This is a genomic window from Mesorhizobium sp. P2_C7 (assembly GCF_056404515.1).
The window spans coordinates 124,233-141,640 of record NZ_JBFUDW010000014.1 but is presented as its reverse complement, the minus strand read 5'-3'; the positions used below and the strand labels follow the sequence as shown (position 1 = coordinate 141,640).

Below are 17,408 nucleotides of genomic sequence, written 5' to 3'. Positions count from 1 at the left end.
GTATGAAATTGGCGAATCTCGCAACCATCGGAGCCTTCGCAGTCTTTCTCGCTGCGCCCGTCGGCAGCCTCGTAACGATGGGACTCGACCCGGCCGCCGAAAGAGCGATCACCTTGACCGAACTCACGTCGGCAAAACTGCTGACGCCAAATGACGAGAAGTATCGGAACGACGTAGCCAGAAGGCTTGTCAGCAATTCTCCAGTCGGAATGGACGCCATCCGCGCGAAGAATGCCCTGGATGTCAAAGTGTTCGGCTTCGTCAATACATCCCAAGTCATCTCCGGCGCAGATGGATGGCTGTTTTACAAGCCTGGGTTCCAGAACGGCGCATGTATGTCAGAGCACGATATTGGCGTCATGCTGGGGCATGTTGAAGCGTTGCGAATGATAGCGAAGGGGATTGGCATAGACTTTCGTACGTCGGTCTCACCAGACAAGGAAGTTGTGTATCCCGAGAAACTTGGGCCTGCCGCCGCAGCCGCTGCCGGCTGTAAGATCCTTTCATCGCGTTTGTGGCGCCGCATCGCAAAGACCAGCAAATCGAGCATAATAGACCATTTCGATGTGATGCGTCATGACGTAACCGATGACCTGCTCTACTTCAGAACGGATACCCACTGGAACGAGCTTGGGAAACTCAAAGCCGTCAGGCAACTCGTCTTCGAGTTGACCGGCAGAAAAGTGGACGGCCCGATCCTCGCAAGCGGCCAAGTCATGCACGCCACCGACATGCCAAACAGGCTGCTGAGAATCGACCACGAGGAAGCCGAAGAAACTTATGACGACTACGTATCTCGAACATTTCCTGATGATAGCAATCAAAAGATCGCAGATACGTTTATACTTCACGACTCATTTTATGGCGTAAGCTATGATTTGTTAAAGCATGTCTTCCTGAATCCCCTTTTTCTATCCTACGGGAACGAGAATATCGAACAGGAAGTCCGCAATGCATTGGCGAAATCCCCCAAGCATGTCCTGGTGAACACCGTCGAGCGGAACATGCTGTCCAAAATTCTCCACGGTGAGATGTCCTGGACAGGGGTGCTCGGCAAGGCGTTCCTGGACGCCAACGCAAAGGCTGCTGGCGGGTGCAAAATGGCGGACGCTGCGAAAGATGGGCTGAAATTCGAGAACCTGAGCAAACAGCCGTCGGGCGATTTCACCGCGGGAGTCGATCCCCAGATCCTCGTGCGATTGGCTGAGCATGGCAGGCCTTGCGTGCGGATCTCGTTCGAAACTACGGCAAGACAGAACACCTATGTCTATTTACCGATCAAAGACCAGGTCAATCAGAACGGGCCATACTTCGAAGGGTTCTCGTTGATGCTCAGCGACGCGCCGGGACCGCGCGACTTCTGGCTTGTATTGCCGGAGGATTTTGCCGGCATGACGCTGAGGGTTGATCCGATCTACTCAACCGGAACGCTATCCCACCTCAGAATACAAACCGGGGCACTCCCCTCATTCTCGCCTGCATCGAACATGTGAGCACGCCTCGCCTGTTACCAACTCGTGCCGGGCGCGCGCAAACCAGCGGTATCGAATCCGGCCTTGCGCGCAACAAACGGCATCAAGCGCTCGACCGCATGGAGGACGGTGCCGTCATAAGGAACGGGCTCCGATGGGTAATCATTCCAATCGAGACCCAGTTCGCGTAACGGAAGCAACACGCTTGGACGGCACCAGAACATGGTTCCCAGCGGAAAGTCGAAAAAGTCCGCCAGCGGCATGGCGATGCCCATCCGTCTCGCCAAATCTTCAGCGATCTCCCTGTTGTCGTTCCAACCGACGAGGTGTGGATCCTCCGCCATCAAAAGACCTATCGCCGGTTTCGATGCGAAGACCTCGGCAGCGAGATCGAGCATCGCGTGTTCGCCACCAACCAGGTTCTCCCAAAGGAAGTGGCGCCACGCCTCACCCATAGCCGCGTCCGTGCCCACGCTCCTCTTGGCGTGCACATGGCCGATCAGATCGTAGCGGCCATCAAGCAGCCGTGGCAGGAATTCAGTAAGAAGCGGTCCGACATCGCGCCCCCTGTTGGGAACGATTGCCATTTCGATGGAACCGTGGTGGTCGTCAAACACCGCTCGAAGATGTCTGGCTTTGGCGTCGGTGTCCGTGGACAGGAACAGATCGCAGCGCGTGCGGTTACGCTTGAGCCGGAAGGCCAGATTATCAGCCAGATCTTCATAGTAAAAATGGGCATGAAGGGCCACACGCTGCTCCGACGGCCGGTCAGTGCCGTTGACAGGATTGAAAACGTCCCGGGACCAGGGGCCGGCGGGGCGCCCGGCGCGGACCCAATGGGCCAAGGGATGGGCTTTTCCCGGTCCGCATTCGTCCGGATTGGCTTGTGCATAGCTTTGCGGATTGAAGCCTGCACAAGGACGGCGGAACTGTGGATTGGCGGTCGAATCGGCCGAAAGGCCCATGATGCTCCATTGCTGGAGCGTGCGCCGCCCGGCTTCCAACTCGGCAATTGGCGCGGTACTTGGAGGAAGAACCATTTCGAGATCGACAGCGGCGGCCGCCATCAGGGTGGCAAGGTCCTCCTCATGAAGTGCCGCCGCAGATGTTTTGCCCCACTCATCGATTTGTTGAACATAGGCACTCATGTTGTAGGCCGCATGTCCTACTCGCGCCACTTCCGCTGCCAAGGCCTTTGCCTTGTCGCGGTCGTCTGCCAGCCCGCACAAGATGGCGGCTGCGGCATGGGTATCGAGGTGAGGTGCAATGAGAGGACGTGTTGCAGCGTCGGCCCCTAAGATTTCCGCCGTTCCACAAGCCCCCTGGAAGCACACGGTCGGTATCCCGCGCACAACCGTGTCGATGGCCACGTTTGGCTGCGGATCCAGGCGGGAACTGAGAAAGAAGGCGTCTGCAACGGCATATGCGGGCTCCAAATCCGATACCGGATCAAGCATCACCAGGCTATCTCCCAGATCGGACTGGGCTATCTGGTAGGCGAGATACGCGGAGTAGCCACTGTCATTTTCCGGATCGTACCCGTCACCGATCCAGACAAATCGAAAGCGAACATCCGGTCGCAGTCGTTTCGCCGTCGCGGCAGCGCTTATGAAAAGATCAACGCCTTTGCGAATGTGCACCATGCCGGCGCCAAGCACGAGAAAGGAAGTTTCCTCACCTTCGGGCCGCAAACGAAGCAGGAACTCGTCGCGTTTTTTGTCAGCCGGCTCATCAGCTGAGGACACTGGCGGTGGATCGCTGCGCCCCTGAGCCATGATATGAATTCCGGGGCGCCTTTCGAGGCCAGGAAAGGCATCGTACGAAGACTGCGCAACGATCTCGGCAGGAAATACGACATGCTGCGCCCAGTCATAAACGTTACGCATCTTGGCTACAGGGCGCGTGTAGGCGGCAAACTCATGCACCAAAGCAACGCTCGGCACCCCACAAGACGCCAAGGCAGGCACCATGATCTGCGTTTCTATGCTGTTGGCGATGGCATAAAGCGGTTTGAATTCCTCTGTGATCCGCTTGGCCAGCCGGGCCGCATCCACAGGGTTCCAGTCCTCCCATGTCAACGGACCGACGGACGAGGCGGCAACGGCGATGAAGTCGCTTTCCAGTTCTCCAGTGCGCATCATCAGGGAAACCACCGTTGCCCTTTTCGCGAGTTCCCGGGCTAGGTTCCAGCCCAACATAGGCGCGCCGGTCCTCGAAACCTCATGCGAAATCAGAAGCACAACCGGCTTTTCCGACTGCGGCAAGGGCGAAAACTCTAGCCTATCAACGACAGAAACTCCTCGCCGACCTTCGCGCCTGCCATCGTGCTGGTAATGCAGTAGAGGCGAAATCCCGGCGCTCGCGACATCTGGATAACGTTCCCGATAATAAGCCGAATCAAAAAGAGGCGATGCGCGCCAGCCCATCGGCTCACCGACCACTGCATAGTGCAACGCTGGGTCCATACCGGCCGGCAAACGGTCAGCGTAGAATTCAGCATCGAAGCACGGCGACCGTCGGAAGGCTGCAGCAAGTTCTTCGGCTTCATGTTTGTTCGCGGGCAGCGGTTCCCCTAGAGCCGAAAGTTCCAGCCAGACATAAGCAGGCGGCTTGAACATCCCTGCCGTCTCGTAGAAGGGACGCAAGAAATCACCGTTGAATCGCGCATTTGGCTCCAACCCAATCCGCCAGCCAATTTCGGCATAGTGCCCCACTGGATCCCGCAGTTCCGGCCGATTAAGGGAGGAGCGGTAATGGTCGGCATCTACGAACCCCGTCATTTCCAGCATAGCGACGAATTCACGGCGAATTTCATCAGCCATTACGCTCTCGCGACTATTCATTGTGTGCGTCCCGGTCCAAGGACACGATTGCGGACAAAGGCGCGGAGGGGGCGAGGAAAGAGCCGCGACGCGCCAAGTATCCCAAAGCGCCTCAGAATGGCCTCGAGGCGGTTGCGCAGGCTCAAGTAGCGTTGCTCCCATTCGGCGGCCTTGCGCTCCAACTCCGCAATCCGACCTTCGCATTCGGCATTTCGCTGTCGCAGTTCTTTGGCCTCGGCATCTTGTCTGAGACGCGATTCAGTGAGGAGGTTGGCGTGGCCCCGGAACGACGTTCTCAACACGTCCCGCTGCACGCCTGCAATGGCCAGTTCGGAGCTTACTTGCGTCAACTCGGATCGCAGTTCGTCAATGACAGTACGGTTTTCCGACTGAACCGAGGCCAAAGCGGCTTCCGCATTCTGGGCCCGTTCGACTTGAGCTTTAATGGTTTCACTAGCCGTTTCAATTTCGCGGCGGAAACCGGAAGCCAGCAATTCCGTCTGCTCCATGTGACTGCGAAGCTCTGCCTGAGCGGCATGGCTTCCAGACTCGGCCAATGTCAAAGCGGCTTCCGCTTTTTCGGCCCGTTCGACTTGAGCTTTGATGGTTTCACCAGCCGTTTCAATTTCCCGGCGGAGACCGGAAGCCAGCAATTCCGTCTGCTCCACGTGATTGCGAAGCTCCGCGCGAGCGGCAGCGGCACTTTCTGCTCGCGCCAGGATTTCACCGATGTCGCTTGTTTCGATGAACAACGAATTGGGAATAGCTGGAAGTTCTGATTGGGACGCAATCGCAATATTGTAAGGCGGTCGAGGCAAGCCATGACTGACCTCGTAGTGCGTCTCTCCTCGTCGCTCGAACGTTAGCGTTCTCGATATTCCGGCCTCGTCGTCCACGATAAGCGTTGATCCGAGCAGCGGTCTTTGAAGGAGTATCAAGACATTGCGGAACGCCCCCTTCAGCAGGGCCTCGAACTCCACACGCGAGAGTTCGTGCACATGATAGGGATTGGCAGGGCTTCCGAGTGGGGAATAGACGTCTCGTTCAGGAGACGAAAGGATGAGAAGACCGGCTGGCCGCAAAACGCGCTGAACCTCTGCGATAAACAGATCATGTTCAAAAAAATGCTCGAGCGTTTCGAACGATACGACCACGTCGACACTCGCATCTCCCAAAGGCAACTTGCGAGCGTCTCCTTGCTGATAGCGAAGGTTGGGAGCGACATAGCTCCCCTGGGCGTGCGCTACCGCCTCCTCGGACAACTCGATGCCAACAACCGATCGCGCGACCTGGGCCAGGAGAGCGGAGCCGTAGCCCTCGCCTGAGGCGACATCGACAACATCAAGGTCGCGGCAAAGAGCCCGGGCAAGAAAATAGCGATGAAGGTGCTCGATCTCCACCTGACCCGCCGTAGCGGTTGTCAACCGTTCGCCGGTCCACTCTAGTGCTTGCCGCGGCAGGACCCGTTCGAATATTTCTCCCATTTGATTGTCGCCAATCCCTCTCACTGGTCTAATGGGCGGCGCCACTTACCGCTGACCTGTCACGATGCGCTACGCTACCACCAAGATCCGCGAGTGTTTGGCTCAAGCCTTCGGAAAATGAGAGAGTAGGTCGCCACCCCAGCGCCTCCCGAATGAGCGAAATATCGAGCACGCTCACTGGAACATCGAATTTCCGTCCGCGCTCATAGCGAACGTCCAGTCTTTGGCAGAGTTTTGATTCAAGTTCGGCAATGACACCGTTAAGGCTGATTCCCTCACCGCTGCCGATATTGAAAACCTGATGGCCGTCGAGCGGTGCTGCGCGTGCCAGTGCAACCAAGCCTGCTGCGGCATCGGAGATGTGAATGAAATCACGCACGACTTCCCCATCGCCCCAGACGATTATTGGCCGTTGCGACAACGCGCGGTGTAGGAACGTCGTTACCACGCCTTGGCCTCTAGCCAAATTCTGCCCTGCTCCAAAAGGATTGGCTAGACGCGCCACACGACAATCGAGCCCGTAGAGAGCTCGATAGGTGCCCAGATACAGTTCAACAGCGGCTTTGCCGGCACCGTAGGCGGTAATCGGGTTTAGACGGTGATCTTCATGCACCGGAACGCGTAGCAGTTTGCCATAAACCGTACCGCCGGACGAAGCGAAGATCAGCCTTGGCGCCTGCGCCCCTTTTTTCCGAAGCGCATCCAGCAAACCCAGCGTCGGCGCGACATTGGTCGACAGATCGAGGGTGGGATCGTTGTTGGCGCTGGCAGGGACGGATGACCATGCATAATGGTGAATGACGGTGACCCCGTCGATCAAGCTATCCCATTGCGCGTTGGCAAGATCGAAACTGCGCCATGCGACTCGCTCGTCAAGTGCAGGAGTAAATGTCGGCTTCGAAAGCGAGCGCCCGGCCAAAACGACCTCACACCCGCTTTGTACCAGGATTGCAGCAACATGTCGGCCAATGAAGCCACTTCCACCGAGAATCAGATGTCGTTCGACGATGTCCGATTTTTCTGTTTTTGATGACATCCGGATATGCTCGGCCGCTCCCGAATATGGTTAACTGCGGTTGTGGGAATCAGAATAGCGAACCGCAATTCCCAAGTAGGTCCGTACTCTGACTTCGCGAGTGCGTCAAAGCTTATCGGGTTGACGGAAGGATGTGTTGCTATTGCGCTCAGCACTTGTTCGGCTGGGTCGTAGATGACAACTTTTGCCGGCTACCAGCCAGAGCATGCGCCGGGGCGGAAACGCCGGATTAAGTGCATCGCCTGCACCGTCCTCGCGCGCAAGTTGTTCATGGTTTACTTGTTCATAATTTAGTAATGTAGATGCTAGGTGCTTCGCGTGCTATGCCGTCAGCGGTTATGGAGAGCGGCGATTTCGCGCAAAAATGAAAAACCTGGACCGACAGGACCGTGCTGCTTTCAGCGGCTTCGCTGCGACACTGCATGAAATGGTGTCGCTGAACCTCCATGAGAACGACGGGATGTTTCATGGGAACGGCCGGCACTATCTAACCTGCGGGGGATCAGCGCTAAACGTTATCGCGGCGGCGGTCGGCCTGGCTGGAATAGAGCCAAAAAAAATCCTCGATTTCGGGGCTGGTGCCGGACGCGTCACCCGTTGGCTGCGGGCTGCGTACGCCAGCGCCGAGATTTCGGCGACAGACACGCGCGCTGAGGATCTCGAATTCTGTGCACGCGAGTTTGGTGCGCGGACGTGGCTGTCTGGCACCGATGTGGACGGCCTCGACGCTCCCTCGCGGTACGACCTGATCTGGGTTGGTTCGGTTTTGACGCACCTGCCCGCGAACATATCCGAGCGTCTGGTCAGGAAGCTGCTTTCATGGCTGCGATCAGACGGCGTCCTTATCGTCAGCCTGCATGGACGTTTCGTCCATTTCCGAGGCCCCCAGTTCAACTACTATGGCGTCGCCTCTGGGTGGGAGGACATCGAGAGGCAGTATCTTGCAGAAGGCTATGGCTATGCCGACTATCCTGGTCAGGACGCATATGGGATCTCGCTCTCGAAGCCAAGTTGGGCCAGTTCGCTGGCGGAACGGCTGGAGGGCACTCGCCTGGTCCTGATGAGTGAACGAGCATGGGATAACCACCATGATATTCTCGCACTGCAAAATCGACCGGTGACCGCGCCGCTGTCCGTTCGAACCAGCCAGGCAAGTTGATGCGAGCGAGTATGGGCGGACAAATACATCCGAAGGCGTTGATCTTTCCGCTCACTGGACTGCGGTTCTTCGCCGCCTTTGCCATTGTACTCCACCACATCCAGGGGAGTTTCGGTGTATCGCCCACTGTGTTTCAAGGCTGGAACCTCGCCAATGGCGTCACCGTTTTCTTTGTCTTATCAGGGTTCGTACTGACCTATTCCTATCCTGCTCTCAATGAACCGGGTGAAACACGTCAGTTCTATATCGGCAGAATTGCCAGGATTTTTCCGGCTCATCTGGTGACGTTGCTGGCGGCAGTCGCGTTGGGCGTGCCATTTGCGGCTCCGTATTTCCTCGCAAATGCCTTGTTGCTGCAAAGCTGGTTTCCAACCGGCGACTATTTTTTCAGCTACAATGCGGTCAGCTGGAGCATCTCTACCGAGATGTCTTTTTATCTCGCCTTCCCGTTTCTGATCCGCAATTTCGAATCGACATGGCCTTGGAAACTCGCCGCATGCTTTGTCGCCTCTTCGGCGATGGGTCTCCTTGCCTGGCAACTCGGGCTGCCTTTTTACAGTGGCGGAAAAGATGCTGTCATCCAGGGCATCGTGATGGTCAACCCGGTCGCAAGGGTCTTCGAATTCTGCCTCGGCATGACGGCGGCGTTGCTGTGGACGCGCTTCCGCGACCGTCTTGCCCATCTTCGCTTTGGCACATGGGCGGCGATCGAGTTGATCGGCGTCCTGCTGCTGATTTGGGGATCTGGCTGGATCAACGCGATCCTGCAGCCCGTCATGGGCTCGGGTGCGATGCAGTATTGGACGGCCCAGACACTTTCTCCTGTCGTTCCGGCGGCCTTGCTGCTCATTATTCTCGCATCGAGCACCGGGCCGTTGGCGAAGGTGCTCGCCTGCCGCCCCGTGAGGTTCCTTGGCGAGATTTCGTTCGCCATTTACCTGACACACCAACTCGTCATCAGGTTTTTTGTCATGCACCCGCAGATCTTGGAAGGGGTGTCGCAGCGGACGGCGATTGGGGTCTTTCTGATTACGGTTCTCGCCGCATCAACCGCACTGCATCTGGCCGAGGTTCCAGCCCGAAGGATGATTGTGGGATTGTTCGGTCGCACCCTGAGGACGAACGCCGTGACCGTCGACGACCATTTTTTGGTCAACCAGAGCCAAACTTAGAGTAAATTCGCTTTGTCATCGTGACCATGATTGTGACGACGACGATCGTCATTGTCGGTCTGCCTAGGCGCTTCATGTTGAAGGGCGAATGGAGACCGAGACGTCGAGCCGATCAGGTTCTTGATTTTCGTAGTCGCGTGTGGGGTAGTGGCTGCGGCGTTGTTCACCATGATTTAATGTAAATTAGCGGCCCGCGGGCGGAAATCTGCCTGAAAAGTTGACGCATCGGGAAGTGACAGGACTTTCCATTGTTCGTCACTTAAAGTATACTTATCYGGTTGCCATATCGAACGCCGTCATGATGCCAAACCAGCGAGGAGGAAGGCATGTTTCGGATCGCGTCTCTTGCGACTTTCAACGCTGCGCTTGCCCTTTTCGCCATGGTGTCAGTGCCGCCATCCCAGGCCGAACCATGTGGCACCGTCCACAAACTGACCCGCCAGCCGCTGAGTGACCAGACTTTCTGGCTGCTCGCTGAACATGACGGCAAGGCTTTCGTCGACCAGCGCACATGCCTTGTCGCCAGGCTGGACAGAGTTGATCAGCCGCTTACGCTGAGCGATGCGATGGGGCACTGTGCTACCCTCGGACAAGGCGGTCCGAACGGTGACATGGGCTGGCAGCTTCCGACGATGGCGGAACTGACGAGTCTCGATTCGGCGGACTGGCCAAGGCAGCACGACGCGTTCGCGGAATACAAGCTGCCGCCGCTCGCGCGCAGCGAAACCGATTATTGGACCCGCACTGAATGGCCGGGGGCGGCAGGCTCCTTCGCGGTCGTCACGTTCAGCGCGCGCACGACTGTGGTGCATCCGCTTGAAGCGACCAAGAAGGCCGGGGTATGGTGCGTCTTCGGGGTGCCGGCCACAGGCGTGGAGTAGACACTCTTACGCCAAGTCTCCCTCGGGCAACCAAGTCTCCTTCAGGCACCAGACAATCGCCGCTGCGGCGCACGCAACGGGCAACTGGCGCTCGACACCTGGTCAAGTCATGACGGAGCCCCAGCTTTCGCGATGCGATGCCTGGCTGCTCAGCAGCCAGGCCGTGGGACGGAGCGACCGTCCGACTTGCCTTCACCGGCGCGGCCATTGTGCCTGCTACGTCTTGGCCGCCTACCGCAGATCCAGTTGCAGCAGGCCGCTATAGTCCTCCGTCGTCAGGAAGAAGCCCTCGTCGATCGCCTTCGCCTTGAAAGCAGAATCGTCGCGCAGGTCCCGGAATTCCGGCTTCAATGTGCCTGACGCGTTGAAGTAGCGATCGCGAAAGGCCGCCCGGTTAAGCTCGGCATAGTCTCCGCCCTTGCCTGCGACCGTGCAGGATTTCAGTTCGGTTTGGTCGGCGGCCTCCGCCGGAAACGACGCCCTCGCGAAGTCCATCGGCCCGATGTCGGGGGCAATGCTAGTCGGATACTTTGTAATGCACCGGACCGTTCTATCCGCGGCCGCCACCGGCAGATCGAAATAGGGGGGCCGCAGCCCCTTGGCCGCGAGGTAGGCGAAGGTCCGTATGCGGTTGGCCGCCTTCAGCGCGTCAAGGTCCGTGGTCTCAAGAGCGGTAGCCCCGATCTTGATACTGCTGGAGCCGCTGATCGCGAGAATCTGCTGCTCCAGCCAGGCCCGATCGCGATCGATCCAGGCCAGGAAGTCCAATGGCACAGCAGCCGGCGGTCGAACTTCCTCGCCCATGGATTGCGTCGAAAATGTCGCTGCGGTCATGAGTGTGACCCCGGCGAGAATGGCCGGAAGCCATCGGTTCTTGAGCATGTCATGCCTCCATTCCTCTATGGCGACCAGCCACTACTAGTAGTTGTTGCGCGGCCTGATACCGAGCATGTCCCGCAACTGGTTCTCTGTTATGTCGTCCGTCCGCATCGTACCGCCGACTCCGACGGTGCGAGCTTCGGCGTCAGGGGCTTTGTATGGCTTGCCGTCGACACCGGTATAGCGGACTTCTGCCATGCCGGTGTCCTTACCGGCCATCATGTGCGTGGCGTGAATCTGTTCGTGCGCCAGCACGATACCCGGATCTGCCGGCGCATCGAGCACAACTTTGCCCGTCGACTTGTCGAATTCATCCGAGGTTCGAGTTCTCGCTGTCGCCGGGTCATACCTGATGACGACGTCCCCGGCGGTCGTCTCCGGGTTGGTTTTCGGATCTTTCACGTCGGCTTCAGTGTGGCCAGCGACATTCGTAATCGTGGTCGTCTGCGGGTCGTCGATCACCCGGCGCGTGAGCTCACGGCCCGCGTCGAACGAATTCGACCCGGTAACGAAGCCCTTCACGTCCAGCCAAACGCCATGCAGGAAGCTTTGCGACACTTCGCCGGTCTTGCTGTCGACACGAGCAGTTGGGTCGGTTCGCTGTAGATCTTGCTCCACCTGGCGTTTGTAGGCGGCATCGTCGGCCACGATCTCCTTGAGACCTGTTGGGTCGACGAAGGCCATCGGGTTGTTGTTGGCGTAGGCGAATAGATTGCACGACGTTGGGTTGCTCGTGCATCGCTCTGGATCACCGACGTACAGCGGATCGGGCGAGATGAAGCGTCCGAGCGCCGGATCGTAGTATCGGGCACCATAGTAGTAGAGGCCTGTGTCGTCATCGAGATACTTGCCGGTGAAACGATGATGGGTCTTTTCACGCGGCAGGTCGGCCGCGACATCCGTCAGATGCGTCGCCCAGGCGGGAGACAGCATCTCGGGCTTATGTTCCGTGCCGTAGGCTTTGTAGAGCATCTGCTCGACCGGGACGCCGTCTGAAGCAATGACGTAGTCGCTGCTCTCAATGTGATCCTTCAGGTAGTAGAACCACTTGCCTGTGCCATGTTCCAGCCGCACAAGCTTGGATTCGGCGATGTTGACGTAGCTCTCCTCGCCTTTGGGGCCGATTTCGAACGTCTCGACCGGGTAGAGATAGAGCTGTTCCGGCCCATTCGTCGGCGTCACCTTCTTGTAGAGGCGACGACCGGTCTGGTCGTAGCCGTAGAGCACTTCGTTCGTTGCCGTCTGCGCGCGGATCAGCCGTCCGTTGATGTCGAACACCGTCCCGGTCAATGTCGGCGATTTTGCCAACTGCGCGAAACCGTCAAAAGCATAGGGCTTTGCCGCGGTTCCAGTCGGTATGAGCCCTGTTGCCGAACCGGTCGCTGGCGCGATTGGCGCGCCAGGTTCCAACTCGTCATTGCGCGCGAACGTTCCGGCTGGTGAATAGGCGAATTCGGCCGGCTGGCCGTAGCGATCGATGCGGACGAGCTCGTTCTTGAAATTGTAGTGGAACGTTCCAGACCGGTCGACATGCCCCTGATCGCCCGCGCCTTGCGGCAGTCCATCGACGATCTGGGTGATCGATCCATTGCCGTTGAAGGTCATGGTCAGATCCTGCAACGGCTTGTCTCCGGCCTGCGTTACGATGTGGGTGAGGAACAGGGTCGCCGGATCGTACGACATCTGCGTGAATGCACCGAGGCGGTAATCGACCCGCTCGATGCGCGACTCGGCATTGTAGGTGATATTCTCGATGATTTTTTGGGACTCCGAAAAATCGGGATGCGTGACCGTCACCGACCGCAGGTTCTTGTCCGGCCCCAGCGCGAATTTCGACGCCAGGCCGCGCGGACCTTCGGACGAATCGATGCGTCCGTCGAGCGTATGGTGGAAATGGTCGGCGTATTTCGCGCCGTTAATCTCCACTTCGTGCGTCACCATCCGGCCGTTCCGGTCATACGCGTAACGCTGGATCGCATCGAACGCGCCGTTGGGATCGTGAATGGTAATCTGCGTCGTGTCTCCGAGCGGAAGATCGATCGGCGTGTCGAAACCGGCCGCGGATGCGACCTGGACACCTCTGTCGTACTGATATTCGAGGTGAAGGACGCCGTCGTTCACTTCGGTGAGTTTTCGGTTGAGGAAGTCGTAGGTGTAAGTCTGGATCGAGCTTTCGCCATTGGTTCCCACGCGAGCGATCACCGACTGCCTGCCGCGCCCGTCATAGAAGGCGTATCGGTCGCCCATCCCGGGGATCGCCTGGAATTCGATATCGCCGACCGAGTTGTAGATAAGCTTCCGAGGCGTTGCTTCGCCTGGTAGCCAGATCTCGCTCAAATAGCCAAATGTATCGCGCACAAAACGGGAGATATGTGTCGTGCCATTGCCGTCGGTGGCGACGAAGGCAGTCACACCATTCTCGTTGCGCAAGGAGTACTCACCGCTGTGAACGGTGCCGTCGAACTGATCATTGTAGGTTGTGACGGTGTGCGTGCCCCACGGACCGAAATCCATGTCGGATATCTTTCCCGAAGGGTGGGTTTCACGGACCATCCGATCGGCTGCGTCATAGGTGTATGCGTTGCCGACTTCGTGATCCGGGCGCGGAATTTCGCCAAGATCGAAAACTTTCTGCAGGTTCAAGTCGTCGACCCCGCCGAAGCTCTTCACCACGAAGGGCGTCCAGCGGAAGACCTGCTTCGCGTTGCGGTTGTAGAGTGAGAAATGGAACACCCGCACGCCGCCTTCCGCGACGTTCTCGAGGTCGGCGATCTTCTGGCTGCGCGCATCATAGGCGGCGAGATCGGCTATGAACTCGCTCTCGCCCTCCGGTGTCTCGGCAGCACTCGCGTAGCGCCGGCGGGCAGTCAGGATCAGCGACGGTCGTCCATTCTCGCCGATCTTGTAGGTATAGAACTTCTCGGCGCCGTCTGCGGCCGCTTCCCGGGTCTTGCGTCCGAGCGCGTCGTAACTGGTCGTGACGACCATTCCCAGCGGGCTGGTAGTTGTCGCGACCGCACCCTGCCGCGGGCCGTCGTAGGTCATCTTCGTCGTCTGGTCGAGTTCTGCTGCAACACCGGACGGCTTGGTGTGGCTAAGCAGCAGCGTGCCGGTGGCGTCGTAGGCCGCAAGCTCGGTCGTTCCGAATTCGTCGGCAACCGAAATGCTGTTGCCGAAAACATCATAGCCCATCGTCTTCGCCAGCTTGCGGCTGGCGCTGCGGAACTGCTCCAGTGCGGGCGGCAGCGCACCCAGGCCTGAAAGGACCTCAAGCGAGCGCGATCCCATCCTGCCGCCGGAATTCGGCAGATAAGTGAAGCTCTCGCGGCTGAGCAGCCGCGTCCCGGCGAGGATACGCCGCTCGGACGCGGCATTGACGATGCCGAGCGCCGCGAGATCGGTGCGCGACTGAGCGTAGTCTGTCTGGGTCGTGCGGCTGAAACCGGGAACTGTAAGGTTCTCCGGGCCAGGGACGTCTCGCACCCGGACCGTCTCCGAAGCTGCCATGTTGAACGCGTCGAAGTCGGCATAGGACTGGGTCTTGACCGGATCCTTGCATTCGGGATCGGCCGGATCCTGCTGCTCGGCCTGACCTGCGGATTCGGTCAGCGTGTCCTTGACCTTCCTCAGATAGGACGAACCGTCGCCACGCGAAAATGCCTCCCATACCGACGATTCGCATTTCAGCATCATGCCGGTCGTCGGCAGCTTCTGGCTGCGCGTAGCGGTCGACAGCGAGTGCAGCGCCGCCGCTGACGGATCGAGCGTCTCGGTTGTCTCAGCGCTCGCGACGAGCGTCGCCTCGGGCTTTACTTCGTATGTCTTGCGGATCTTCAGCTTGCCGGCAAGGTTCAGGTCGGCCGCCCTCTCCGCGAAGGTGTAATACTGTTCGCGATCGAGGCGGGAACGCTGCGTGACGCGCTGGCCGGCCGCGTTCTCATCGCCGTAAGCGACCTTCTCGACCTCCGAGAAGCCGATGAAGCGGCGATTGATCACGTCATAGAAGGGATTGTGGTAGAAATATTCGTCAGTCTGCACCTGGGCGCGAACCTGGCCGGGTATGCCCTGCGACGTGACGAGCTGCTTGGCGACGACAACGGGGAAATGCAGGTTGCGCGTCGGCTGGCCGTTGGCGCGGTCGCGCAGCATCTCGTCGATCGAGGTCGCATAGCGAATGTCGTGCCGGCGTCCGGAATCGAAGTCGACGACCGTCAACAGGTTCGCCTTGACGAGTTGCATGGTCGCGGTTCGGTTGAAGTCGATGATGACGACGGGCTTCACCTCGTCACCGGACGGTTTCTGGAACACGATGATTTCGGTCTGGCCGTCGCCGTCGATGTCGGCGACGCGCGAGGCGAAGGTCTGTGTCGACGTGCCGAGTTGAACCCGCAGATTGAGCGCGATGCTGAGCGGATCCTTCAGGTAGGTCCCGTCGCCGAAGCCGAGCCAGATGCGCATCTGGTCGGTGCGCTCGCCCATCGACGCGAAATCGATGATGCCGTCGCCATTGGCGTCGATGTACCACATCGTGGCGAGGTTCTCGCCGGGCTGCATGCCGCCAATCTGCGAGAAGGTGCCGTGACCGCAGACCGGATCGTTGATCGTGGCGTCGCCAAACAGCAGGGCATTCGGGTCCGTCGAGAAGATGTTGCCCTGGTTCTCGTAGAGACAGAAGCCCTGGTCGGCTGGACGGATGACGACGAGATCGGGCAGCCGGTCGCCATTGATGTCGACCATCCGCACATTGTTGCGGCCGAGTATCTGGCCGTCCTGACTGTTGAATGGGAACGCCTTGGTCAGCGCGCCGAAATTGACGCTGTAACCGCCATCGGCCTGGCGCCGGGTGAGATTGAGAAATATCCGCCATTCGGTGCGGCCATCAGCGTTGAGGCGCGTCGTGACGATGTCGGACATACTGTCCATATTGACGTCGGCGAAGCGGCCGTTGCCGCCCGCGAATGTCGTCGGCGAGACGCCGGGCAGCGGGATCGAGCGGCCGAGATAAGGGAAGGTCCCATCGGCCTTGCCGTCATAGACGTGCATCAGCCCGTCTTCGATTTCGACGATATCGACGAAGCTGTCGCCAAGGATATCGGCAAAAGCGAAGCGATTGTCGGTGAGCCGGGGCGCGATCTGGCGCATCAGTCCAGCCTCGGTCGGACGCGACAGCACGAGTTGGGTGGTGTCGCCGAAGGCGCTGTTCAGGTCGCCGCTGCCGAGATGCACGGTCGCGCCGTCATCCTTGGTCTGCACGATGTCGACCAGTGCATCCATGTTGAGGTCGGCCAATTCGAAATTCTGAGGGGGGATGTCGCCGGCGAACGCCATCTTCGGCGCTTCGAACACGACGGGGCGCGACGCCAGTTCGGCGCTTGTCCACGACGAATAGCCGAAATTGATGTCCGGGAACTTCAGCGTCGATTGCGCCAGCGCCCCGCCGCCGGTGTCGCCATACCGGTAGAGCACCCGCAACTGGTCGAGCACATTGACCGACTGCGTGTCGATGAGCGGCGTCAGGTCGGCCTGAGCCTTCGCCAGGCAGTCCGGATGCGCCCTGACGACGAACTTCGAGGTGTCATTGGTGTCACGGCCGACATATCCCATGCACCATTGGGCGTAGACGGTGTCCTTGAATTTCGCCGTCACCTTGCCGTAAAGCCGGGCGTTCTCCTGTTTGCTGCCATTGGTGTGGCTGACGAGGGTCGATTGCGTCTCGATCAAGTCGAACTGATAGCTGCTCTGACCGCCGGCGAAGCTGGCCTTTGTCAGGTAGCTGCGTCCACCGAAACGCTGGTAGTCGTAGCGGACGGCTTCGCGGTTGGCGCTGAGCTGCAGCACCAGCGGCCATTTCGTCACGTAGGGCTTGGCTATGTCGAAATTGCCCTCCGCCACGGAGGGGTCGCCGCTGAAGATCAGCCGCGTTCCGTCGGCATTGGTCACCTCGAAGCCGGAGGGGATGGTGTCGGTGTGCAGGCCGCCTGACAGGTCGAGCGAAACGACGTCGAACGCGCCGGTGTGATAGAGAATCTTGACGAAATCCTCGGCGTATTCGGGCTTGTATTCCCAGACGCCGTTCTGGTTTCCGAGAAACACGAGCCGCGTGCCCATGAAGGACAGGCGGGAGAAGAAATCGCCGCCCGGCTTGGTGCCGGGCACGGCCGTGCCGAGATCGTCGTTGACGGCGATCTCCTGGGTATTGAACCGCCAGCCGATGCCGAGCCCGTTGCCGGTATCGCCCGCGAACTGGCTGTAGGTGAGGCTCATCTGCGGCCCGAACTGGCCACGAGTCGGCAGGGTCGGCAGTGGCAGGGTGAAGTTCGCCGATCCTGTATTGTTGTTCAGCGAGAAGTTGCCTTCCTCCTGCGTGACGGTGCCGCCCGCGGCGGGCAACTGCACGATCGAGGTCGCTGATTTGTCTTCGGCGCGAGCCGGGGAGCCGAGTACTGCGGCGCCAGCGGTCAGGGCTGCGAGGGCGGTAAGGGTCTTGGCGAACATGGGACTAC

Annotated in this window: 9 protein-coding genes; 4 read left to right on the top strand and 5 right to left on the bottom strand. The window is 59.1% G+C overall.

Features of this window, described 5'->3' with window-relative positions:
• Positions 1–2 precede the first annotated feature (2 nt).
• On the top strand, positions 3–1,493 hold the full coding sequence (locus AC1D2G_RS26035; protein ID WP_477417574.1) for an alginate O-acetyltransferase AlgX-related protein: 1,491 nt from the start codon (positions 3–5) through the stop codon (positions 1,491–1,493).
• Between the two features lie 14 nt (positions 1,494–1,507).
• Here AC1D2G_RS26035 and AC1D2G_RS26030 read toward each other — a convergent pair whose 3' ends face one another.
• From AC1D2G_RS26030 to AC1D2G_RS26020, 3 genes are read right to left on the bottom strand one after another with little or no spacing between them, the layout of a single operon-like run.
• A complete protein-coding gene (locus AC1D2G_RS26030) occupies positions 1,508–4,294 on the bottom strand; it encodes a rhamnan synthesis F family protein (protein ID WP_477417572.1) in 2,787 nt (928 codons plus the stop codon).
• A 17-nt stretch (positions 4,295–4,311) separates the two neighbouring features.
• Positions 4,312–5,778, bottom strand: a complete 1,467-nt coding sequence (locus AC1D2G_RS26025; RefSeq protein WP_477417570.1) for a class I SAM-dependent methyltransferase — start codon at positions 5,776–5,778, stop codon at positions 4,312–4,314.
• Between the two features lie 28 nt (positions 5,779–5,806).
• On the bottom strand, positions 5,807–6,814 hold the full coding sequence (locus AC1D2G_RS26020) for an NAD-dependent epimerase/dehydratase family protein (RefSeq protein WP_477303376.1): 1,008 nt from the start codon (positions 6,812–6,814) through the stop codon (positions 5,807–5,809).
• Positions 6,815–7,178: 364 nt separating this feature from the next.
• On the opposite strand from AC1D2G_RS26020, the gene AC1D2G_RS26015 reads away from it, so the two are divergent.
• The 3 genes from AC1D2G_RS26015 to AC1D2G_RS26005 all read left to right on the top strand — a co-directional run bounded on the left by AC1D2G_RS26015 (position 7,179) and on the right by AC1D2G_RS26005 (position 10,026).
• Complete coding sequence (locus AC1D2G_RS26015; RefSeq protein ID WP_477303378.1) at positions 7,179–7,973, top strand: class I SAM-dependent methyltransferase; 795 nt, start codon at positions 7,179–7,181, stop codon at positions 7,971–7,973.
• 11 nt (positions 7,974–7,984) lie between these two features.
• A complete protein-coding gene (locus AC1D2G_RS26010) occupies positions 7,985–9,145 on the top strand; it encodes an acyltransferase family protein (protein ID WP_477303380.1) in 1,161 nt (386 codons plus the stop codon).
• A 326-nt stretch (positions 9,146–9,471) separates the two neighbouring features.
• Positions 9,472–10,026 (top strand): Lcl domain-containing protein, encoded by a 555-nt coding sequence (locus AC1D2G_RS26005; RefSeq protein ID WP_477303382.1) that lies wholly within the window; start codon positions 9,472–9,474, stop codon positions 10,024–10,026.
• Positions 10,027–10,257: 231 nt separating this feature from the next.
• Here the strand turns inward: AC1D2G_RS26005 and AC1D2G_RS26000 are convergent, their stop codons facing one another.
• Together AC1D2G_RS26000 and AC1D2G_RS25995 are read right to left on the bottom strand one after the other, a co-directional pair.
• Positions 10,258–10,908, bottom strand: a complete 651-nt coding sequence (locus AC1D2G_RS26000; protein ID WP_477303384.1) for a hypothetical protein — start codon at positions 10,906–10,908, stop codon at positions 10,258–10,260.
• A 36-nt stretch (positions 10,909–10,944) separates the two neighbouring features.
• Positions 10,945–17,400, bottom strand: coding sequence for an RHS repeat-associated core domain-containing protein (locus AC1D2G_RS25995; protein WP_477417568.1), 6,456 nt, complete (start codon positions 17,398–17,400; stop codon positions 10,945–10,947).
• Positions 17,401–17,408: the final 8 nt, after the last annotated feature.